We start from the raw sequence: 19,970 nt of genomic DNA, 5'->3' as shown, positions 1-19,970 counted from the left end.
ATGCCCAATTTCGCTGAACTGCTGCGACAGGGCGGGGCTCATGCCTGGCTGTATTTCCCGAGCGCTATCCTGCTGGGTGCCCTGCATGGGCTGGAGCCCGGCCATTCCAAAACCATGATGGCAGCCTTTATCGTGGCGGTCCGGGGCACGGTAAAACAGGCCATCCTGCTGGGCCTGGCCGCGACGTTGTCGCACACCGCGGTGGTCTGGCTGGTCGCCATCGGCGGCATGTATCTGGGTGCAGGGCTGGACGCGCAGACCACCGAGCCATACTTCCAGCTTGCGTCCGCTGCCCTGATCATCGCCATTGCGCTATGGATGCTATGGCGAACGTGGCGTGGGGAACGGATGTTCACTGTGGAGCACGCGGGCGGTCATCATCATCATCACCATCACCATCACCATCACCATGACCATGACCATGACCCTCATCATGACCATCATGACGGCACCCATCCGATGGACGCGGCCCTGTCTGCGGATGGCTATCAGGACGCCCACGAGCGCGCCCACGCCGACGACATCCGCAAGCGCTTCACCCAGCGTGAGGTCAGCACCGGTCAGATCATCGTCTTCGGTCTGACGGGCGGGCTCATTCCATGCCCGGCCGCCATCACCGTGCTGTTGCTGTGTCTTCAGGTGAAGGAGGTCGCGCTGGGCGGGATGCTGGTCTTGAGTTTCAGCATCGGCCTGGCGCTCACGCTGGTCACCGTCGGCGTTGCCGCAGCCGTCGGGGCCCGTAAAGCCTCCAGCCGCTGGCCCTGGTTGAGTGCCTTGGCACGTCGGGCGCCTTACTTGTCCAGTGTCTTGATCATTGCAGTCGGTGTGTACGTGGGCGTGCACGGCTGGATCGGGCTGAACGTTTAGGCACCTGTCGCCGCGGTACAGGGGCTGAATATCCTTACTGCAGCGTGCGCGGTGTCACTGACACCGCGTCCTTCCAGTGGACCCAGGCAGACCGGATGCCTTCAGTGGGGTGGGCACACCGAGTGCCTTCTGTGGGACTGGCTTCAGCCGGGAAGGCGTCAGTCGCCATGCCTCGGAATAGACGGCGGTCAAACAGGCCTTTTCCCGGCTGAAGCCGGTCCCACTGGCACACCGCGTGCCTTCACTGGGACCGGCTTTAGCCGGGAAGGCGTCAGTCGCCATGCCTCGGAACAGATGGCGTTCAAACAGGCCTCTTCCCGGCTGAAGCCAGTCCCACTGGCACACCGCGTGCCTTCAGTGGGACCGGCTTTAGCCGGGAAGGCGTCAGTCGCCATGCCTCGGAATAGATGGCGTTCAAACAGGCCTCTTCCCGGCTGAAGCCGGTCCCACTGGCACCGCGCATACCGGGTAGGACCGGCTTCAGCCGGGAAGGCGTCGGTTGCCACGCCTCGGTGCAGTGTGCCGCCGCCGGCATTCCCGGCTAAAGCCGGTCCTACTAAGTAAACGCGCCGCTGTTGTAGGACCGGCTTTAGCCGGGAAGGCGTCAGCGCAGCAGGTGGACACACAGCCCTGCCGCGGCGCATCCCAGCAACACCGTGATCACGCCGCGCTTGAAGCGAAACAGGGCGATCGCTGCGCCAATGGCGATCAGCAAGGACGGCCACTCAAGTCCTGCACTGAAGCCGTTGGGCCAAAGCACGTGGTAGCCGAAAAAGCAGGCAAGATTGAGAATCACACCCACCACGGCGGCAGTGATGGCGGTCAGCGGGGCGGTGAAGGAGAGCTCATTGTGGGTCGATTCCACCAGCGGCCCACCGGCGAGGATGAACAGAAAAGACGGCAGGAAGGTGAACCAGGTCACCAGCGCGGCAGCGACGGCCCCTGCAACAAACGCCTGCTCCGGCCCGAAGACGTGCAGGACATAGGCCCCGACGAATCCGACATAGGCCACCACCATGATCAGTGGGCCTGGCGTGGTCTCGCCGAGCGCCAGGCCATCGATCATTTGCGTCGGCGTCAACCAGCCATAGTGACTGACCGCGCCCTGGTAAACGTAGGGGAGCACCGCGTACGCACCGCCGAACGTCAACAGCGCAGCTTTGGTGAAGAACCAGCCCATCTGCGTGAGTGTGCCCTCCCAACCGAAGAGTGCGGTCAGGACCGCCATGGGCAATACCCATAACACGACGCCTGCGGCACCGAGGTATGTGAGCCTGAGCCACGTAAAGCGCGCATGGTCCGGTGGCGGCGTATGGTCATCGATCAGGGCCGGGCCAAAGGATCTGTTCGCCGCGCCGTGCCCGCCGTGCCTGAACATCTCCGGCGCCCAGCGACCGCCCAGATAGCCCACCAGCGCAGCCGCCAGCACGATCAGCGGGAAGGGAACATTGAAGGCAAAGACAGCGGTGAACGAGGCTGCAGCAATGGCCCATAGCCCGTTGTTTTTCAGCACGCGCGAGCCGATCCGATGAGCCGCTTGCAGCACAATGGCCGTGACGGCGGGCTTGATCCCGTAAAACAACCCGGCCACGACGGGGAGTTCGCCAAACGCGATGTAGAGCCACGACAGCGCGATCAAAATGAACAGCGAGGGCAGCACAAACAGCGCGCCGGCGATCACGCCGCCCTTTGTCCGGTGCATCAGCCAGCCAATGTACGTCGCCAGTTGCTGGGCTTCAGGCCCCGGCAAGACCATGCAGTAGTTGAGTGCATGCAGAAACCGGCGCTCGGAAATCCAGCGTCGGCGCTCCACCAGCTCCTGGTGCATGATCGAGATTTGCCCGGCCGGGCCGCCGAAGCTGATAAAGCCAAGCTTCAGCCAGAACCAGAATGCCGTGCGCAAACTGACGGGGGCAGGGGTGGACCGCTCCTCTTCAGGCTCCGGCTTCAATGTGCCGCTCATGGGCGAATGCTCTTTCATGGCGAGGGCGAGGGCGAGTGTCAGGCCTTTTTATCCGCCAAGCCAGCCTCAGCTTCGGTGTTGCTAGGCGAATTAGCTGGGGCGGCGATAGCCTCAGGTTCAGCCGCCGCTTCGGTGGCGAGCTTAAGACGGTCGGCTTTGCTGACGTAGGTGGACTTGTTCTTCGGCGCCAGCTTGGCGCTCGCCTTTTTCGCGTTGGCCTTCAAAATCTGGTTGAGTTTCTTGCGACGGTTCATGCCTGGTTACCCGGTGTGCAGATGCGTGACGGTTTTAGTGCGGGCAGTGAATCAGATCAGCGACAAATCTTCCACACAGTCCTTGGCAAGGGGGCGCCCAGCGGTTATGAAACATCACGCAGAGCCGACCGCGCTTGCTCGACCATTCGCCTGGAGACCCACGATGGACCTTGAAGACAGCTCGCCCGTCACAACCCTGCAGGCGCTCGAAGCCTTGTATGGCCCCATCGCCGCGCCGTCGCTGGTCAAAGAGGTCGACCACATTCACCCCGTGTATCGGCCCTTTATCGAGGCCTCGACCTTCGTTGTGCTTGCGTCCTCCGGCGCGGGCGGGCTGGACGCCTCACCCCGGGGCGATCAGGCGGGTTTCGTGCATATCCACGACAGCCACACCCTGTATTTGCCGGACCGTCGCGGCAACAACCGCATTGATACGCTGCGCAACATCATTGAGGACCCTCGGGTTGCGCTGCTGTTTCTGGTGCCGGGCGTGGGCGAGACGCTGCGAGTCAATGGCACGGCGCACATCTGTATCGCGCCTGACCTGCTGGCCCGATTCGCGGTGGATGGCAAGCTGCCGAAGTCGGTGATTCGGGTCACGGTGAGCAGTGTTTACTTTCAGTGCAGCAGGGCGGTCATCCGCGCCGGACTCTGGGATTCATCCCGGCACGTGCCGCGAAGTGCGCTGCCAACCGCCGGGCAAATTCTCAAAGCGGTCTCCCAGGCAGCGATTGATGGCGAGGCGTACGACAAGGCGCTACCGGGAAGGATCGCCGACACGCTGTACTGACCGGCGGAATCGGAGCACCCAAAACGGGAAGACCCGCTCTTGCGCGGTGCAACAGTGGGGCTGAGCGTGCTGACGAAGCGATGTCCTGATCGCAGAGATGCGTCGGTTGAACGGCGACTTTGCGAGCAAGCTCACTCCCACAGGTTGAACGGTGTTCGCAGTTGTGACGTTGATCCTGGGGGTGGCCCGATGACAGCTTCCGCCCTACCATTGATGCTCATCTTCGATCAACGCGACGGGCCGCCGTGAATATCAACTTTGACCTCAACGACCTTCAGGCTTTTCGTGCCGTGGTGGAGAAGGAAGGCTTTCGCCGCGCGGCGGATTCCATCCGTATCACCCAGTCGGCCCTGAGCCGGCGTATCGAAAAACTCGAATCGGCGTTGGGCGTGAAGCTGTTCGAGCGGACCACGCGCAAGGTGTCGCTGACCAATGTCGGTCGCGCGTTCCTGCCGCAAGTGGAACGGCTGCTCGATGACCTCGACCTGGCACTGCTCAGCATCGGCGACGGCGGGGCCACTCGCAGGGGCACGTTGACCATCGCTTGTGTGCCTTCGGCGGCGTATTACTTCATGCCCCATGCCATCCGCAGTTTCCATGGGCAGTTTCCGCTGATTAAAATCAGGCTGATCGACGCGTCAGCCAATGAGGTCAGCGCCGCCGTGGCCTCCGGCGAAGCGGATTTCGGTGTGGGCTTCACCGGCAACCTGGCACCGGAAATCGAGTTCAGTGCGTTGCTGGAAGAACGCTACGTGATTGCCTGTCGTCGCGACCATCCCCTGGCCACACGCGACGTCGTCACCTGGGCGCAAGCCTACGAATACGAGCACATCACCCTCGACAAATCCTCGGGCAACCGTCTGGTGCTGGACCGTGCGCTGGCGGGCCTGAAAATGGGCAAGGAAAGCGTGTGTGAAGCGCGGCACGTGACCACGGTGCTCGGGCTGATCGAGGCGGGATTGGGGATTGCTGCGGTGCCGTCGATTGCCATGCCGCTCTCGCCTCATCCGATCCTGGCGAGCGTGGCGTTGATCGAACCGGAGGTGGTCAGGCACATGGGCCTGTTGAAGCGCCGCGGGCGCACGTTGACGCCTGCGGCTCTGGAACTGGAGCAGCGCATTCGTGCGCTGCCCGGTACCTTACCGAGGGACTGAGTCCAGCCCGGTTTCGCGAACGCTGGCCTGGGCATCGGGGGACGACAGGAAGTCCAGCAATTGCTTCGCTTCAGCCGGGTGATCGGCATTCTTCGGGATACCAGCGGCGTAGCGCGTGACCGATTGCACATTCTCCGGGATTTTGCCGACGAAGGTCACGCCCGGGACGGGCAGCAGCTCTGCCACCTGCTGGAAGCCTATCTGGTAGTCGCCCTTGGCGACGACAGACGCGACGGCAATGCGCTCGATCATTTTGCCTTTAGGCGCGAGCTGCTGCTGGATGCCGAGCTTTTTGAACAGCTCCTTCTCGATGTACACGCCGCTCGCGCTGTCTGAATACGCCACTGACTTGGCCGCCAGCAAGGTGTTTTTCAGCTCCGTATCGGTGCCGATGGCGGGCTCGTCCGCGCCCGCTTTGACGACCATGCCGATGCGTGAATCGGCCAGTTCTACACGGCTGCCGGCGTCGACCTTGCCCTGCTTGATCAGGTCATCCAGCGCGTAGCCGACCATGATCACCACGTCGGCGTGCTCGCCCCGGTCGAGGCGGTTGGGTATCGCCTCGGCGGCTTTGCCCATGGACGGGCCGAGGACGGTTTTCAGCGTGTTACCGCTGTGCTCGGCGTATTGCGGGCCGAGGCGTTGATACGCCGCGGTGAAGCCGCCCGAGGTCATGACGGTCAGCTCCTGCGCTTGTGCAACGTTGCCATACACGCAGCAGGCGAGGGCCAGGACAGAAAGGGGTTTGATCAGGGCATTCATAATGACGTCCTTCAAGCAGTAGCCAGTGATTGGGCGGCGAGACGGCGGTACAGCATCATCGTCGCGGTAAAAGCGCAGAAGGCAGCGAAGATCATCCAGTACGCCGGGGCAGCCTTATCGCCCGTCAGGTGGATGAGCCAGGTCGAGATGGCCGGGGTGAAGCCGCCGAAGATGGCCGTGGCCAGGCTGTAGGCCAGGGAGAAACCGGCCACTCGCACTTCCACCGGCATCATCTCGGTCAGCGCCGGAATCATCGCGCCATTGTAAATACCGTAGAGGAACGAGAACCACAGCAGCACTTCGAGCATGTGCGCGAAGGTTGGCGCCTGGGCGAGAAACGATAGCGCCGGGTAAGCTGTCAGAAGGGTCAGCAAGGACATCGACAGTAAGAGAGGTTTCCGCCCCAGCCGGTCACTGAGCGCGCCGCCGATGGGCAGCCAGATGAAATTGGATATGCCCACCAGCAGCGTGACGATGAGCGCGTCGCTGGTGCTCAGCTGCAACACGGAGCGGCCGAAGGTCGGAGCGTACACGGTGATCATGTAAAACGCTGTGGTCGTCATCGCCACCATCAGCATGCCAAGGATGACCACGCTGGCGTTGCTGAACAGGGTGGCGAATACCATTTTCATGGTCGGCCGGTGCTTGCGCGTGGTGAATTCCTCGGTTTCCTCAAGGCTGCGGCGCAGCAGGAAGATGAACGGGATGATCAAGCAACCAACGGCGAACGGAATGCGCCAGCCCCACGCCGACAGCTCGGCAGGCGCCAGCCATTGGTTGAGGGTGTAGCCCAGCGCGGCGGCCACCACGATAGCCACTTGCTGGCTGGCGGACTGCCAACTGGCGTAGAACCCTTTGCGGCCCGGCGTCGCCATCTCGGCCAGATAAACCGACACGCCGCCCATTTCCGCACCTGCGGAAAAGCCCTGCAGCAGCCGGCCCAGCAACACCAGCGCGGGCGCCCACAAGCCTATTGATGAGTAGCCAGGGACGAGGACAATCAGCAAGGTGCCGCTGGCCATGATTGCCAGCGTCACGATCAGGCCACGACGGCGCCCGACGTCATCGATATAGGCACCCAACAACACGGCGCCCAGCGGCCGCATGAGGAAGCCCGCACCGAACACGGCGAAGGTCATCATCAACGAGGCGAACTCATTGGTGGCGGGGAAGAAGGCGGCGGCGATCTGGGTGGCGTAGAAGCCGAAGAGGAAGAAGTCGAACTGTTCAAGGAAGTTTCCGGACGTGACCCGAAAGACCATCCCGGCCCTGGACTTCCCGGAGGAGGCCTGGCGTGGCGGCTGATGCATAGTGTTCTCCAGCGTTTTTTTTGAGTTTGTAAGCGCTTGTAACTGGAGATTCTGTGGCAATTTTCAGATGGCGATAATCGTTATTTTTTCATCCATTGATGCATGGATCAGATCAATCCTGGCGTGGGTGACTCGCGTCGCCAGCACCGTTACGGAGGAATGGAAGTCGGCAGCCGCAGTGAGCGGCTGCCGTCTTGAGGCGCTGTTACGCCAGCGTCCCGTTGAGCATCAGTGCTTCGACATCCGGCGCGACCTGGTTAACCGCGCCCAGGTATTCGATCAGCTCTGCCGCGCGGCTACCGCGCAGGCCGGCCGTGGTCAGCGACTTGTCGCGCACGTAGGTGTAGAGCCCGGAGACTGCAAACGCCTTGAGCTGGGCGATATGTTGCGCCTGCTTGGGCAAGGTGTTCTGAAATACATCGCTCTGGAAAAAACGCCGACGGGCCAACGGCGTGCGGAACGCGATTTCCATGATTGCCAGCTCTGCGCGCGCCTCGTTGGCGAAATGCGCGACATTGGGCGCGGGTGGGTGCTGGCCGTCGTTCTCGAACGGTTCGCACAGGTGCAGGCACACTTTGACCACGTCGTCCGAGCCTGCCAGCAGCGGTCCCAGATCGGATTTCAAATAGCCGTGCAACTGTGTCAGCGCCTCGCGCGGGCTGAAATGCACGTGAATCCGGTCGAAGGCGTCGGTGCCGTTGAAACGCTCGTCAGCCAGCGCATTGGTCAGCGTCATCGAGCCTTGGGGCAGGGCGTAGGCCAGGGTTTCATCAAACATGTTCTGCTCGTCCGAGAACAGAATCGGGCTGGCCTCCTGAAACACCTTCTGGTCGGCGGCGGACTCGAATCCGATCTCCACGCCGCCGTCCAGCTCGTAGTCCTGAAGGGTCTCGATGCCCTCGGCCAGAGGCCAGAGATGAGCGTCCTGTTCCCGCGAGAAGTGGTGCTGGATGTACAAGCCCAGGCCGGGCAGTCGCGAGCACAGTGGGCCATGCACGTCACGCCAGTAGTGCGCAAACACCTCGTGGGGCACGCGTTCGCGTCTTTTGACGGTCGTGTAGCTGTTGATTTCAATCATGGGGCACCTGTCATTCGGGAAATAATCAGTCGTAGTGATCCGATGCAGGTGCCGCGGCAGGGTTCAACGCAATTTAGCGGGGCTCCCCGGTGACCGCATGCGTCACTTTGATGTCGGTCAGACCGAGTTGGCCGGCCTGTTCGACGACTTCATCCGGCGACGCATCGGCGTTGGGCATGATCAGGCTGTTTTCGCTGTCGCCGAAATGCAGCTGGAGCAGGTGCATCGCCGCGTCGGCCACCGACAGCTGCGGCGCGTTCAGGTCGAATGGATGGCTGCGTGGCTCGCCGTTGTAGCGATAGTCAACGAGGTAATCAGGCATGACGAACTCCGGAATGAGAAGGTAAGGGCGTTATTTGCCGGGTTGCCTGTGCCTGGCGTACATCACCGCCGAGCCGCCCGAAGCGGGTCTGGCCTGCAACTCGAAGGCTTGCGGACAACCCTTGATGAGGTCACTGAGTTTTTTGTAGCCGTGGGTGCGCGGGTCGAACTCCGGCCGCAGCTTGGTGATGTTGGTGCCCAACGCACCGAGCTGGACCCAGCCGTCCTCGTCAGCGATGTCGTCGAGGATCTTGGCGATAAAGCTGATGGGCGCTTTCGGCCGTTTCGCCGTTTCAGTCGCTGCAGGCTTGAGCACGTCGGCCTGGGCCTGGGGGTCAACACTCTGTTCGGTGCTGACGGCGATGGCGTCCTCGCGCAGCAGTTCGATGTAAATGAATTTGTCGCAGGCGGCAACAAAGGGGCGTGGCGTTTTCTCCTCGCCGAAGCCGATCACGGTCAGGCCTTCCTCGCGCAGACGTGACGCCAGCCGCGTGAAATCGCTGTCGCTGGAGACCAGGCAAAACCCGTCGAAGCGGCGCGTGTACAAAAGGTCCATCGCGTCGATGATGAGCGAGCTGTCGGTGGCGTTCTTGCCCTTGGTGTAGGCAAATTGCTGGATGGGCTGAATCGAATGATCGAGCAGCACCTTCTTCCAGCCGCCCAGTTGCGGGCCCGTCCAGTCGCCGTAAATACGCTTGACGCTGGCGACGCCGTACTTGGCGATCTCTTCAAACAACCCCTCGACGATAGCGGCGGGGGCGTTATCGGCGTCGATCAATACCGCGAGGTGCTTTTGAGCGTGAGTGGAGATAGGCGTGGCCATGAATCTTCCTTGCGCAAAAGCCACACCATACCGCCAAACACTCGATGAATCCCGTCTTGCGCGGCGCGCGGATCATTCCCACCCGCACTCGCACCCGCGCAACGCTGCGCTAGTGCGGCACGGGCGTAGGCAAGTCGGTGCCGGTACGCCAGGCATCGAGATTGGCCATGACCAGGTCCGACATGGCGCGGCGGGTGTCCCAGGTGGCGCTGGCCATGTGCGGGGTCAGCAGCACATTGTCCATCGCCAGCAACGGCGGCGCGGGGTGCGGCTCGTTTTCGTAGACGTCCAGTGCAGCGCCCGCCAGACGCCCCTCGGCCAGCGCCTGCGCGAGGGCCTGTTCGTCCACCACGCTGCCACGCCCGACGTTGATCAGGTAGCCCTGCGGGCCCAGCGCCTCGAGTACGCGAGCGTCCACCAGGTGATGGGTGCTGGCGCTGCCACCGACTGCCACGACCAGAAAGTCCACCGCCGCTGCAAGTTCGACGACCGAGGCGTAATAGGTGAACGCGACGTCCTGAGGGCGGCGGCCGGTGTAGGCAATCGCCATGTCGAAGCCCTCCGCCCGGCGAGCAATGGCTGCGCCAATGCGGCCCAGCCCGATGATCCCCAGACGCGCTCGGCTGACTTTGCGGCTAAACGCAATGGGGCCGTCTGCCCAGGCGCCGGAGCGGGTAAAGCGGTCGGCCACCCGCAGGTTTCGCGCGATGCCCAGCATCAACGCCATGGCGAAATCCGCCACGTCTTCGGTCAAGACATCCGGCGTGTGGGTGATGCGGATGCCACGCTGGCGCGCTGCGTCCACGTCGACCCCGTCATAGCCCACGCCAAACACCACGATGACTTCCAGTGCCGGCAGGCTTTCGATCAGCTCACGGCTGACCGTCGATTCGCCGTTGGCGACCATCGCGCGGAGATCGGCGGTGGCGGGGCCGACGCCGGTGCCATCCTGATCGGCCTCCACGACCTCGTAGGCCGCGTGCAGCGCTTCGTCGAGCATGGCCGGTAAACGGGCGATTTTAAGGAGCCTTGGCTTCATCCAGACCTCGGGTTGTGTGAGTGGTAGTGGCATCTGCCATGGCGGCAGTGGCGGCCGTACCTCGCGGTGCCGGACGCGGCGCGCGGGCAAGAAACAGCCCCAGCACACCCCCGGCCAGCAGCGCAGCGGACACCAGCAGCAGGGCGTAGTCGTAACTTTGCGTGGCGTCCTTGATCCAGCCCATCACTGGCGGCAGGCCGAGACCTGCAATGTTGGCGATGGAGTTGATGAGCGCGATCGAGGCGGCAGCGGCGGCGCCTGACAGGTATTCGGTGGTGGTGGCCCAGAACACCGGCGTGGCCGCCCAGTTCAGACCCACTGCCACCACCAGCAAGGCGTACGCCAGCCATGGGTTGCTGGTCATCACCGCCAGCGCCAGCAAGATACCGGCTGCCATCAACGGCAACGCCAGGTGCCAGCCGCGCTCACCCTTGCGGTCCGAATGGGTGCCGTTGACGTACATGAACACGCAGGCAAACAGGAAGGGCAGCGCCGACAGCACGCTGACGGTAAACGATTCCTGACCGGACACCGACTTGACGATCAGTGGCAGGAACAGTGTGATGCCAATCGTGCCGAATGCCTGCAGCAGCCAGAACAGGCTCAGCAGCCACACCTGCCGGCTGCGAAACGCGGTCTGCCACGCGGCATGATGGGAAATCGGCGAGTTCGCCTGCTCGGCGGCGATAGTGCGGCTCAGCCACTCTTTCTGATCGGCCTGCAGCCAGTGGGTGCTTTGCGGCGAATCCGGCAAGTAGCGCAGCACGACGATCCCGAGGATGACGGCCGGCAGCCCCTCCAGCAAAAACAGCCAGCGCCAGCCGCTCACGCCGAAATAACCGTCCAGGTGCAAAAAGGCCCCGGACAGCGGCAGGCCGATCACCGACGCCAGCGCAGCCCCGATGTAGAAGAACGACATGGCCTTGGCCCGGTCGGTCTTGGGGTACCACTGCGACAGGTAATAGATGATTCCCGGCGTGAACCCCGCCTCGGCGGCGCCCAGCAATAGACGCATGCCGTAGAGCTGATTCGCGCTTTGCACGAACGCCATGCCTGCCGCAACGATGCCCCAGGTGATCATGATCCGCGCGATCCAGCGCCGCGCACCGACCCGCGTGAGAATGACGCTGCTGGGCACTTCGAGCAGGATGTAGGTGAGAAAGAACAGGCCCACGCCGATGCCATACATGCGAGCGGTCAGGCCCAGCTCGGCATTCATCTGCAATGCAGCGACGGAAATGTTCGACTTGTCGATGTACGCGACCATGTACAGCAGCATCAGAAACGGAATCAACTTGAGGTTGAGCCGCTTCATCGTGCTGGCGTGCAGGCCCGAATCCAGAAATGGCTGGGGCATGGGACTTCCTGTTGTTTTTATGGAATGCGAAGAAGCCCCACCTTAGACGACATACTCGGATACCTCAATATGTGATTCGTCGTCCCATATATAGGGATGGTTGGTGGCCCTATACTTCGGGATTTTGGCCAGCGCAGCGGACCTGACCGGTGGCCGCGTCGATCTATTCAGAGCCGCCTGTGTCAGGCTCCTGCAACCACCCAAATGGAAGAGGGCGCGCTCATGAACGGCTCGAGGAATTCGGCCACTGCCTATGCAGACTGAGAAGAAACATTCGCGAGCAGGCTCGCCCCGACGGGCTCGGGAGCGACCTTGGGTGCTGGCTCTGTTGGCAGGCAGGGGATCAATAACACGCATACCTGAGCTGATCTCACAGCGAAATTCAACGGCTGGCGTCCAGTGTTTTGAGCATGGCCACCGCGGCCAGGCTGTGAACTTTTCGAGTCGGGTGCCATTCATCCCAGTAGTAATGAGTGTCAGGGGTTTCACACACGGACCCGGCGTCCGGATAGGTGACTTGACACGGGGCATCGAGCTCCTTGAACCCCGCAACATCAGGTGCGGCTCGGAGCGTGTTGCTAAAGGCCAGATGGTCGAAGTAGCTGATGGCGACGTGACGGGTGTTAGCCAGTGTTTTCAGCGCCGCTGGCAGTTTCTGTTCGAGTATTTCCTGGTATGCCTTCGCACTCGTCGCTTGATTGCCCTGGACTACAGCCGGCACATGACTTAAATCCGTAGTTCCCACCACCATCACGTGCTTCGCGCCTGCTTCAATCAGCGACGCGGTGGCCTTCTGTATGTTCGCCACGCTTGTCTGGGCAAGCGCGTCAATCGACTCTGTCCGCGAGAAGTCCGCCCATTCAAAAAAGTCATTGGCCGAGGTGAAAATGAAATAGAGCGCATTCGGGTCCGCTTTGTGTGCCTCGGCGGCTTTCAGATGATCAGCGATCTGACCGAAAACTCCAGTGTTGCGGGAAGGTTCCATCCAGGAGTAGTAGTTGCCGTTACCGCTTTTTGCGCCGCCAATTGCGTAGTCGGTCAAGGGTGTTTCCAAGGCTTCGGCCAAATGTTCTACCGCAGTGGGACCGTTGCTCCAGCGTCCCCTCCAATATAAGGAGCCGAGTAACTCTAGCGCATCCTTGACCTTCCGGGAGGCCAATGTTCGGGTGAAGTTTTCACCTGCACCATTGTCAGAGTAGCTGTCACCGAAAGCATAAAGATGATCGTAAACCGGGCCGCCGAACGCCGTTGATGCAGTCAGTACCAATAGAGCAGCCAGGCAAGTGCGTCGAGTCATTGAAAGTCTCCCAGTGTGTCATTCCAGATTACATCCGCCGATGCTTTGGTCATGCGACGGCAGCGACCTGCGTTTATTCGAGTGCGCGCAATCTGTCCTGTTCGCGACAGGTAGGTGGCGGATTAAAGTCGACTTCCGACAGGGACAGTTCCAGAGACCACGGTGAACCACGCCGGCGTCCAGGCTTCCTTGCCACGCAGTGAACACCGTCTCTGTGGGGGTGACCGGGGTGGCGCTCCACCTTGCTCGCGGAGCCAACACTTCAGCCGCTGAACATAGATTGGCCATACAGAGGCTTTCTCGACTAAAGGTACATAACCAACCCTGCCGCAATGACCGATCAGTTGCCGGCAGGTCCGCCTGAAGTGCGGGCAGGGAACGAGTGCAGGCGGCGTCATTGCGCCCAAACCCGCCTCTGGCGCAGACTCCTGCGCACTTTCAAGGAGCGCTGCCCATGACGACTGCCCAACCCGATTTCACCACCCGCCTGCTGATTGATGCCGGCATTGGCCCAGGGATGCGAGTGCTGGACGTGGGCTGCGGAGTGGGGGACGTGGCGTTTCTGTTGAGCGGCCTGGTCGGTGCGCAGGGCGAGGTCGTCGGGATCGATCACGATGGCGCGGCGCTTGCGACGGCGCGCGGTAGGGTAGGCGACGGGCAGCTGGCGGCGCCCATGTTCGTGCAGAGCGGGCTGCTCGATGTGCCGGCGTCGCTGGGGACGTTTGACGCGATAGTCGGCCGCCGCGTGCTCATGTATCAGCCCGACACCGTGGCCGCTGCGACGGCGTTGGCCCGATTGCTACGCCCCGGCGGCATCATGGTGTTCCAGGAGCATGACACCACGATGGTCCCGGCCAGCCTCGACGGTTTTGCTCTGCATCGCCAGGCCCAGGGCTGGTTGCGCGACATGATCGCCCGCGAAGGCGCCGACCTGCACATCGGCTTCCACCTTCACGGCATCCTGAGCAAGGCCGGTCTCGCCGTGGAAAACGTGCGCGCCGAATGCATCGTGCAGACCCCCGACAACCCCTATGCCCTGGCTTACATCGTGCGCGCCTGTTTGCCGAGAATCATCACGCTGGGCGTGGCGACGGCTGAAGAGGTCGACATCGACACCCTGCAGCAGCGGCTTGATGAAGAGCGCACTCAGTCGGCCGGGATCTACATCGGTGACGTCATGTTCGGTGCCTGGGCGCGCAAGCCCGCTGAGTAAGGCGGGCTCCACAGCCCCCGATACTTGAGTACGCTATTTCAACGCGTCCCTGGTCAGAAAGCGCTCGGCATGATCTGCCGGGGGCAATCGACACGCATCGTAGCGACCGAAAATCCTGTAGCGGTTCAGCGCGATCCTGTCGTACAGCCAGTCGCGGATCACTTTTGGAAAGACCCGCCCCAGCAGCAGCCAGTGCCAGCGTGCCGGCAGGTGGGCGATGATCCTGAACATGGCATCCGAGCGAACGTAGAAGCGGTCGTCCTCCACCAGCACGATGGTATTGAACGCGTCCTGCGGCAGGCCCGCCCATTTCAGCAACGCCTGACCTTCGGGCGATTGCACGGCCGACAGCGTCAGGCGACGTTCTTTGTCCTGCTGGATGATGAACGTCGCCCAGCCGTTGCACAGCTTGCAGGTGCCGTCGAACAACACGACGGCGCGGCCTGCTGCCAACCTGCCGGGCTGCGATTTCACAGTCTCCATATGACCACCCCCTTTGAGTACGCGTAATGATCGCTTGAGGGTGCGATGCCCGCCATCCGTTTAAGTTCTGAATTGCATCACCAGGCCGTTCAGGCCCACTGCCAGTTGTGACAACTCACTGCTGGCTGCCGAGGTCTGATGGGCGCCCGCGGACGTCTGCAGGGACAGGTCACGGATACTGGTCAGGTTGCGGTCAACTTCGCGCGCGACCTGGGCTTGCTCCTCGGTGGCGGTGGCGATGCTGACGTTGCGTTCGTTGATCAACACGATGGCCGCCTGAATGTCTGCCAATGCGCGCCCGGCAGCGCCGGCCACGTCCAGGCTGACCCGTGCGCGTTCGCTGCTCTGGCCCATGGCGTTCACCGCCTTTTGCGTGCCGCCCTGGATCGAAGCAATCATTTTTTCGATTTCAGCGGTGGACTGTTGCGTGCGATGCGCCAGCGCGCGCACTTCATCGGCGACCACGGCAAACCCGCGTCCTGCCTCACCTGCGCGGGCGGCCTCGATGGCGGCGTTGAGCGCCAGCAAGTTGGTCTGGTCGGCGATGCCGCGAATGACGTCGAGCACGCCACTGATGTTCTGCACCTGGCCGGCCAGGCCGTTGATCTCGACTGCCGTGCTGCCCACCGATTGGTGCAGCTCGTTGATGGCCGAAATGGTTTCGTTGACGCGCAGGCGGCCGTGCTCGGCCGAGTCGCTGGAGTCGCGGGCAGCCGTTGAAGCCAGAGAAGCATTGTGCGCAACTTCCTCCACCGCCGCGCTCATCTGATTGATAGCAGTGGCGGCCTGATTGATCTCGTCGTTCTGGCGCTGAACCCCGCGCAGTGATTCTTCGGTCACTGCCGTCATTTCTTCCGAAGTCGAGGCCAGTTGATTGGACGAGTGGCCCAGCTCCGAGAGCGTGCGGCGCAGGTTCTGCTGCATGACCGACAGCGCTTGCAACAGACGCCCCGGCTCATCGGAGCCGTCGACCACAATGGTTTTGCTCAGGTCGTTGCCGGCGATGTCCTGGGCCACTGCGAGGGCTTTGGCAATCGGCGCGACCAGGCTGCGGGTGAACAGCGCCGCCAGGGCAAAGGTGGCAACCAGTGCCAGTACGATTGCGCCAATAATCACGGTGCGCGCCTGGACGTAGCTGTCATCGGCGGCCACATCCGACGCCTGCATTTTTTCGTTGGCCATCTGCGCAATGGTAGCGATGTCTTTGGCCAGGGTGTCGGCGGCGCGGGTTTGCTCGCCGGCAGGTTCGGTCAGCGCAGCGACAACGTCGTCGCGCTTTTGCGCCACGGCATCCAGGAAGCGCGCATGCACGCCCAGATAGGTCTGCATGTCCCGTTCCATCTGCTGGTAGGCATTCAGGCCGCGTTCGGAAATCAATAATGGCCGCAGTTGTTGAACGTCCTTTTCGAGCTGCGCGCGCCCTTGGGTAACGCGCGCGCGGGCGGCATCGGTGCTGGCTGCGCTTTGTGCCGCCCGCAGGCTGGAGTTGCCCAGGCGGATGTTCAGCAGATCGGCTTTGATGTCAGCGATGGTGAGAAGGGTGGGCAGCACGTTGTCCTGCAGTGCGTCCCGGGCGTCCTTGAGTTTCGAAGATTGCAGCAGCGAAAACAGTCCGACGGCGGCGATCAGCAGGGCGAAAAAGCCAAAGCAGATCAAAGAGCGGGGGGCGATATTGAGGCGTCTGAGGGTCATGTCGGGGCTGTCCATAAGTGAGGAAATCACCGGGATATCGACATGAAACGGTTCAGCTTGATGACACTCCGTCCTCTTTTTGGCGCTATTGCAGTGTTTGGGGCACCGCCAGCGTGCGTCAGCTGCGGTTGCCGTCCAGACAAGGGCGGCAACCGCGGCGCTTTTTAAAGCTGTGGCGCGCCGGCTGCCACCATGGCACGCCAGGTCTGGACGCTGGCGCGTTCATTCATCCGCGCATGCCACTCCAGCAGTGCGGTGCACTCCGCTGGCACGGCGAGCTCGACCAGCGAGGCGAAGATCATGCCGCCGAACACCGCGATGTCGGCCATGGAAAACGCATCCCCGGCCACGAACGGTTGGGTCTTGAGGACGCTGTCGAAGTAGTGCATGCCGCGCACCGCCTTGTCGCGCATACGGCTGCCCCATTCCGCGTTCTGGTACAGCTCGACCTCAGGGCCCAGGCCCGGCGTGTCGTGGTGGAAGTACACGCTGACCGCATCGAGAAATTCGATTTCCGCGCGTTTGGTCATCATGTGAATACGGCCTTTTTCCAACGGCGTCGCGCCGGTCAGGTCCGGGCTGCCGACCAGGGAGTCGAGGTACTGGGTGATCGCCGTGCATTCGGCAATCAACGTGCCGTCGGCCAGCGCCAGCACGGGCAGCGTCCCGGAATAATTGATCGCAAGGAACTCCGGCTTCTTGTGCTCTCCCTTCCAGAGATTCACCGGCACGAACTCGATGCGCTCCAGCAAATTTTTCTCCGCCAGGGCGATGCGGACACGAGCGGGGTAGGGACCGTTGAACCAGTCGTAAATGGTCATCATCGGGATCTGCGCGACGTCGGATTGGGAAGTGGAAGTGGTCATTAGCTTGTCTGCCTGTCAGTTGGTAGGTGAGCTGATAATCATCTTCTCAATGGGCGTTGTCAAGCCCTACCTGTCAATTGGCAGGTAATAGATGCTTGGTGTACGATGCCCGGCATTCAGCCATCAAAAGAGGAATACACCGTGAGCGTGAACGCGCGCGAAGCCATCCTTGCCGCCGCCAAGACCGCAGCGCAGTTGCACGGATACAGCGGCATCAATTTCCGAAGTATCGGTGAAACGGTGGGCATCAAGAATGCCAGTATTTACTACCACTTCCCGAGCAAGGCCGATCTGGGCGCTGCCGTTGCCGCGCGTTACTGGCAGGACACCGCCCGGGTGCTGGAGGACATGCGCGAGGCCGACCCCGACCCGCTTCGCTGCCTTGAACGCTACCCGTCGATATTTCGCAGTTCGCTGGAAAACGGTAACCGGTTGTGCCTGTCCAGCTTCATGGCCGCCGAGCATGAAGACCTGCCGGACGAGATTCGCCGCGAGGTCAAAGCCTTCGCTGACGTCAATGTGCGCTGGCTCGCTGATGTGCTGATGGCCGCCGGACTCGGCGATGCCGAACGCTGCGAGCGTCGGGCGCTGTCGATCTACACCGCCATCGCAGGTGCGCAGTTGATCGCCCGTACGCGGTCCGACATCAGCCTGTTTGACGCGCTGATTCAGGACTATCGTGAATCGGGGCTGATACCGGCGGTTTGACGGCGATAGCGTCCGGGCGATTGCCCATGAACGCGGCGGAAGGCGGCGCCAAACGCGGCGTCGGATAAGTAACCCAACGCTGCGGCAACCGTCGCCACGCTGTCCACGCCGTTGAGCAGACGCGCCGCGGCGACCTGCATCCGCCAGCGCGTCGCGTATTCCACCGGCGCCTGACCGACCACGCTTTTGAATAACGCTGCAAAACCGGATCGGGACAGGCACGCCAGGCTTGCCAGCTCAGCCAGGCTCCAGCTCTTCTCCGGCGCGCCGTGAATGGCGCGCAGCACTGGTGCGATGGATGGATGACGCAACCCGCCGAGCCATTTCAGATCAGCCGCATCGGCCGTCGTGATGTGGTGCCTGAGGGCATGTATGAATATCAGCCGCAGCAGGTCGTTGCACATCGCCTGACCGGCCATCAGGCCCGATTGCCATTCCCGGTCCAGCTCGTCCAGCAGCCAGCCGAACGAGCTGGCGGCGCCACTTTCGGCCCGGATGATCAATGCCGGTGGCAGCAGGTCGAGCAACTCCACGGCGCCGGGGCTGACCAGTGAGACGCTGCCGCCCAGCAACTCCACCTCATCGCCGACGCCGAAGCGCGCCGACTCATTGGCCGTCGAGAACACCGCCGCAGCGTCCATCGCCGCGATGTCCGGGCCGCTCGCCAGGATGAAGGGCGTGCGGGAGACCACGAAGCAGTCACCGGTGCGCATCAGGCGGGCGGGCGTGTTCTCGGTTCGCAGCCAGCATTCACCCCGACGCACGACGTTGAACTTCAGTTCGATAGGGCGGAATCGCAGCGCCCATTCCCCACCGGCGCGCAGGCGCACGGAGCAGGCCGCGCGCAGTCCGGCGAGGGCGAGAACGTCTGAAAGCGGGTCGGAAGGAGGGTTCTGGATAATCACGACAGAAATTCGGACTTATCTGGCTGGTTCGTCTGGTGAGCTTAGCCAACAATCCGCTCTCGCGAAACTCAGCCGAGAACTTCACCATGACCAGTACCACGACCTGCACGACCACCGCTCAATACCCCATCGCTACGTCCTTCAACGCCGCCAGCAGCGCCGCCGAGGTGATGGCGGGCATTGACCTGACTGGCCACTTGGTCATTGTCACGGGTGGCCATTCCGGCCTTGGCCTGATCACCACTCGACACATGGCCGCTGCAGGCGCTCGCGTCATTGTGGCCGCCAGAGACGCGGGTCGCGCCCGTACCGCTCTGGCAGGGATTCCCGGTCCGGGACACGTTGAGGTGCGTGAAATGGATTTGATCGACCCCGCTTCGGTGGAGGCGTTCAGCCGCAGCGTCGTCGAGGACGGGCAGGCGGTCGCGCTGTTGATCAACTGCGCCGGGGTCATGGCTTCGCCGTTGATGCGCGACATCGACGGGCACGAAGGCCAGTTTGCGACCAATCACCTGGGTCACTATCGCCTCACCTGCGGAATCTGGCCGGCGCTGGTGGCCGCAGGCAACGCGCGGGTGATCTCGGTGTCGTCGCGAGGCCATCAGATCGCCGGAATCGACTTCGAGGACATCGATTTTCAGCGTCGCCCCTATGACAAGTGGGTGGCCTATGGGCAATCGAAAACCGCCAATGCGTTATTTGCCCTCGCCCTCGACGGCCGCGGCCGCAAGCATGGCGTGCGCGGGTTTTCGTTGCATCCGGGACAGATTCTGACGGACCTCAGCCGACACCTCAGCCCCGATGAGATCGCTGCGTTCGGCGTGCTGGACGAGCAGGGCAATCAACGGCTGGACCCGGCGGCCGGCCTGAAAACCCCAGAGCAGGGCGCGGCCACGGTTCTGTGGTGTGCAACCAGCCGAGCACTGGATGGCAAAGGCGGCGTGTATTGCGAGGACTGCAACATCGCCGGCCCCAACGACCCGCGTACAGGTCGGGCCGGCGTGGCAAGCCGGGCTGTTGACCCACAACTTGCCGAACGCCTGTGGACGCTGTCCGAGCAGTGGACCGGCCTGACCGTTACGGCTTAA

20 protein-coding genes are annotated in these 19,970 nt (G+C 62.4%); 6 read left to right on the top strand and 14 right to left on the bottom strand.

Annotated features, from left to right (window positions below):
- Entirely contained in the window at positions 1 to 867 is an 867-nt protein-coding gene (locus QRN48_RS05520) for a nickel/cobalt efflux transporter (RefSeq protein WP_285349324.1), read from the top strand.
- A 604-nt stretch (positions 868 to 1,471) separates the two neighbouring features.
- Here the strand turns inward: QRN48_RS05520 and chrA are convergent.
- Together chrA and QRN48_RS05510 are read right to left on the bottom strand one after the other, a co-directional pair.
- Positions 1,472 to 2,830, bottom strand: coding sequence for a chromate efflux transporter (gene chrA / locus QRN48_RS05515; RefSeq protein ID WP_285349323.1), 1,359 nt, complete (start codon positions 2,828 to 2,830; stop codon positions 1,472 to 1,474).
- A 38-nt stretch (positions 2,831 to 2,868) separates the two neighbouring features.
- A complete protein-coding gene (locus QRN48_RS05510) occupies positions 2,869 to 3,084 on the bottom strand; it encodes a DUF2986 domain-containing protein (protein ID WP_502944568.1) in 216 nt (71 codons plus the stop codon).
- 163 nt (positions 3,085 to 3,247) lie between these two features.
- Between QRN48_RS05510 and QRN48_RS05505 the strand changes: the two genes are divergently transcribed.
- Positions 3,248 to 3,874: a pyridoxamine 5'-phosphate oxidase family protein gene (locus tag QRN48_RS05505; RefSeq protein ID WP_285349321.1), complete on the top strand. Its 627-nt coding sequence runs from the start codon at positions 3,248 to 3,250 to the stop codon at positions 3,872 to 3,874.
- 245 nt (positions 3,875 to 4,119) lie between these two features.
- Entirely contained in the window at positions 4,120 to 5,028 is a 909-nt protein-coding gene (locus QRN48_RS05500; protein WP_037009598.1) for a LysR family transcriptional regulator, read from the top strand.
- Here QRN48_RS05500 and QRN48_RS05495 read toward each other — a convergent pair.
- The 8 genes from QRN48_RS05495 to QRN48_RS05460 form a co-directional block, all read right to left on the bottom strand.
- Entirely contained in the window at positions 5,014 to 5,790 is a 777-nt protein-coding gene (locus QRN48_RS05495) for a substrate-binding domain-containing protein (protein WP_285349319.1), read from the bottom strand. The genes QRN48_RS05500 and QRN48_RS05495 overlap by 15 nt on opposite strands.
- Before the next feature lie 11 nt (positions 5,791 to 5,801).
- Positions 5,802 to 7,100, bottom strand: coding sequence for an MFS transporter (locus QRN48_RS05490; protein WP_285349317.1), 1,299 nt, complete (start codon positions 7,098 to 7,100; stop codon positions 5,802 to 5,804).
- Positions 7,101 to 7,305: 205 nt separating this feature from the next.
- Complete coding sequence (locus QRN48_RS05485; protein WP_285349316.1) at positions 7,306 to 8,178, bottom strand: EthD domain-containing protein; 873 nt, start codon at positions 8,176 to 8,178, stop codon at positions 7,306 to 7,308.
- A 73-nt stretch (positions 8,179 to 8,251) separates the two neighbouring features.
- Positions 8,252 to 8,500 carry a hypothetical protein gene (locus tag QRN48_RS05480; protein WP_285349314.1) on the bottom strand — a complete coding sequence of 83 codons (249 nt, stop codon included), beginning with the start codon at positions 8,498 to 8,500 and terminating at the stop codon, positions 8,252 to 8,254.
- Positions 8,501 to 8,530: 30 nt separating this feature from the next.
- On the bottom strand, positions 8,531 to 9,322 hold the full coding sequence (locus tag QRN48_RS05475; RefSeq protein ID WP_285349313.1) for an NYN domain-containing protein: 792 nt from the start codon (positions 9,320 to 9,322) through the stop codon (positions 8,531 to 8,533).
- Between the two features lie 109 nt (positions 9,323 to 9,431).
- Complete coding sequence (locus QRN48_RS05470) at positions 9,432 to 10,361, bottom strand: 2-hydroxyacid dehydrogenase (protein WP_191943771.1); 930 nt, start codon at positions 10,359 to 10,361, stop codon at positions 9,432 to 9,434.
- Positions 10,342 to 11,718: an MFS transporter gene (locus tag QRN48_RS05465; protein WP_285349310.1), complete on the bottom strand. Its 1,377-nt coding sequence runs from the start codon at positions 11,716 to 11,718 to the stop codon at positions 10,342 to 10,344. Before QRN48_RS05465 ends, QRN48_RS05470 begins: the two co-directional genes overlap by 20 nt.
- Before the next feature lie 382 nt (positions 11,719 to 12,100).
- Positions 12,101 to 13,015 carry an SGNH/GDSL hydrolase family protein gene (locus QRN48_RS05460; protein WP_285349308.1) on the bottom strand — a complete coding sequence of 305 codons (915 nt, stop codon included), beginning with the start codon at positions 13,013 to 13,015 and terminating at the stop codon, positions 12,101 to 12,103.
- A gap of 454 nt (positions 13,016 to 13,469) precedes the next feature.
- Here QRN48_RS05460 and QRN48_RS05455 point away from each other — a divergent pair, with 454 nt between their 5' ends.
- Complete coding sequence (locus QRN48_RS05455; protein WP_191943774.1) at positions 13,470 to 14,228, top strand: methyltransferase domain-containing protein; 759 nt, start codon at positions 13,470 to 13,472, stop codon at positions 14,226 to 14,228.
- Between the two features lie 33 nt (positions 14,229 to 14,261).
- On the opposite strand, the gene QRN48_RS05450 is transcribed toward QRN48_RS05455, so the two are convergent.
- The 3 genes from QRN48_RS05450 to QRN48_RS05440 form a co-directional block, all read right to left on the bottom strand.
- Positions 14,262 to 14,711, bottom strand: a complete 450-nt coding sequence (locus tag QRN48_RS05450) for a thiol-disulfide oxidoreductase DCC family protein (RefSeq protein ID WP_037009620.1) — start codon at positions 14,709 to 14,711, stop codon at positions 14,262 to 14,264.
- A gap of 60 nt (positions 14,712 to 14,771) precedes the next feature.
- The gene (locus QRN48_RS05445) at positions 14,772 to 16,403 is read right to left on the bottom strand and encodes a methyl-accepting chemotaxis protein (RefSeq protein ID WP_037009621.1); all 1,632 of its coding nucleotides are present in this window, start codon (positions 16,401 to 16,403) and stop codon (positions 14,772 to 14,774) included.
- 164 nt (positions 16,404 to 16,567) lie between these two features.
- The gene (locus QRN48_RS05440; protein ID WP_191943776.1) at positions 16,568 to 17,269 is read right to left on the bottom strand and encodes a glutathione S-transferase; all 702 of its coding nucleotides are present in this window, start codon (positions 17,267 to 17,269) and stop codon (positions 16,568 to 16,570) included.
- Between the two features lie 141 nt (positions 17,270 to 17,410).
- On the opposite strand from QRN48_RS05440, the gene QRN48_RS05435 reads away from it, so the two are divergent.
- On the top strand, positions 17,411 to 17,977 hold the full coding sequence (locus QRN48_RS05435; protein ID WP_037012800.1) for a TetR/AcrR family transcriptional regulator: 567 nt from the start codon (positions 17,411 to 17,413) through the stop codon (positions 17,975 to 17,977).
- On the opposite strand, the gene QRN48_RS05430 is transcribed toward QRN48_RS05435, so the two are convergent.
- Positions 17,944 to 18,882, bottom strand: a complete 939-nt coding sequence (locus QRN48_RS05430) for an AraC family transcriptional regulator (RefSeq protein WP_285349304.1) — start codon at positions 18,880 to 18,882, stop codon at positions 17,944 to 17,946. The two genes, QRN48_RS05435 and QRN48_RS05430, sit on opposite strands and share 34 nt — an antisense overlap.
- An 86-nt stretch (positions 18,883 to 18,968) precedes the next feature.
- Here QRN48_RS05430 and QRN48_RS05425 point away from each other — a divergent pair, with 86 nt between their 5' ends.
- The gene (locus tag QRN48_RS05425) at positions 18,969 to 19,970 is read left to right on the top strand and encodes an oxidoreductase (protein WP_285349303.1); all 1,002 of its coding nucleotides are present in this window, start codon (positions 18,969 to 18,971) and stop codon (positions 19,968 to 19,970) included.

It is taken from the genome of Pseudomonas sp. ME-P-057 (genome assembly GCF_030208975.1).
GTDB lineage: Bacteria > Pseudomonadota > Gammaproteobacteria > Pseudomonadales > Pseudomonadaceae > Aquipseudomonas > Aquipseudomonas lutea.
This window is presented reverse-complemented; position numbering and strand designations above follow the sequence as displayed.

Coding starts and splice junctions, on each gene's coding strand:
- QRN48_RS05440 (WP_191943776.1), bottom strand. CDS start 17,269: ATGACCACTTCCACTTCCCAATCCGACGTCGCGCAGATCCCGATGATG.
- QRN48_RS05520 (WP_285349324.1), top strand. CDS start 1: ATGCCCAATTTCGCTGAACTGCTGCGACAGGGCGGGGCTCATGCCTGG.
- QRN48_RS05485 (WP_285349316.1), bottom strand. CDS start 8,178: ATGATTGAAATCAACAGCTACACGACCGTCAAAAGACGCGAACGCGTG.
- QRN48_RS05510 (WP_502944568.1), bottom strand. CDS start 3,084: ATGAACCGTCGCAAGAAACTCAACCAGATTTTGAAGGCCAACGCGAAA.
- QRN48_RS05495 (WP_285349319.1), bottom strand. CDS start 5,790: ATGAATGCCCTGATCAAACCCCTTTCTGTCCTGGCCCTCGCCTGCTGC.
- QRN48_RS05470 (WP_191943771.1), bottom strand. CDS start 10,361: ATGAAGCCAAGGCTCCTTAAAATCGCCCGTTTACCGGCCATGCTCGAC.
- QRN48_RS05450 (WP_037009620.1), bottom strand. CDS start 14,711: ATGGAGACTGTGAAATCGCAGCCCGGCAGGTTGGCAGCAGGCCGCGCC.
- QRN48_RS05425 (WP_285349303.1), top strand. CDS start 18,969: ATGACCAGTACCACGACCTGCACGACCACCGCTCAATACCCCATCGCT.
- chrA (WP_285349323.1), bottom strand. CDS start 2,830: ATGAGCGGCACATTGAAGCCGGAGCCTGAAGAGGAGCGGTCCACCCCT.
- QRN48_RS05505 (WP_285349321.1), top strand. CDS start 3,248: ATGGACCTTGAAGACAGCTCGCCCGTCACAACCCTGCAGGCGCTCGAA.
- QRN48_RS05460 (WP_285349308.1), bottom strand. CDS start 13,015: ATGACTCGACGCACTTGCCTGGCTGCTCTATTGGTACTGACTGCATCA.
- QRN48_RS05465 (WP_285349310.1), bottom strand. CDS start 11,718: ATGCCCCAGCCATTTCTGGATTCGGGCCTGCACGCCAGCACGATGAAG.
- QRN48_RS05490 (WP_285349317.1), bottom strand. CDS start 7,100: ATGCATCAGCCGCCACGCCAGGCCTCCTCCGGGAAGTCCAGGGCCGGG.
- QRN48_RS05455 (WP_191943774.1), top strand. CDS start 13,470: ATGACGACTGCCCAACCCGATTTCACCACCCGCCTGCTGATTGATGCC.
- QRN48_RS05475 (WP_285349313.1), bottom strand. CDS start 9,322: ATGGCCACGCCTATCTCCACTCACGCTCAAAAGCACCTCGCGGTATTG.
- QRN48_RS05480 (WP_285349314.1), bottom strand. CDS start 8,500: ATGCCTGATTACCTCGTTGACTATCGCTACAACGGCGAGCCACGCAGC.
- QRN48_RS05445 (WP_037009621.1), bottom strand. CDS start 16,403: ATGACCCTCAGACGCCTCAATATCGCCCCCCGCTCTTTGATCTGCTTT.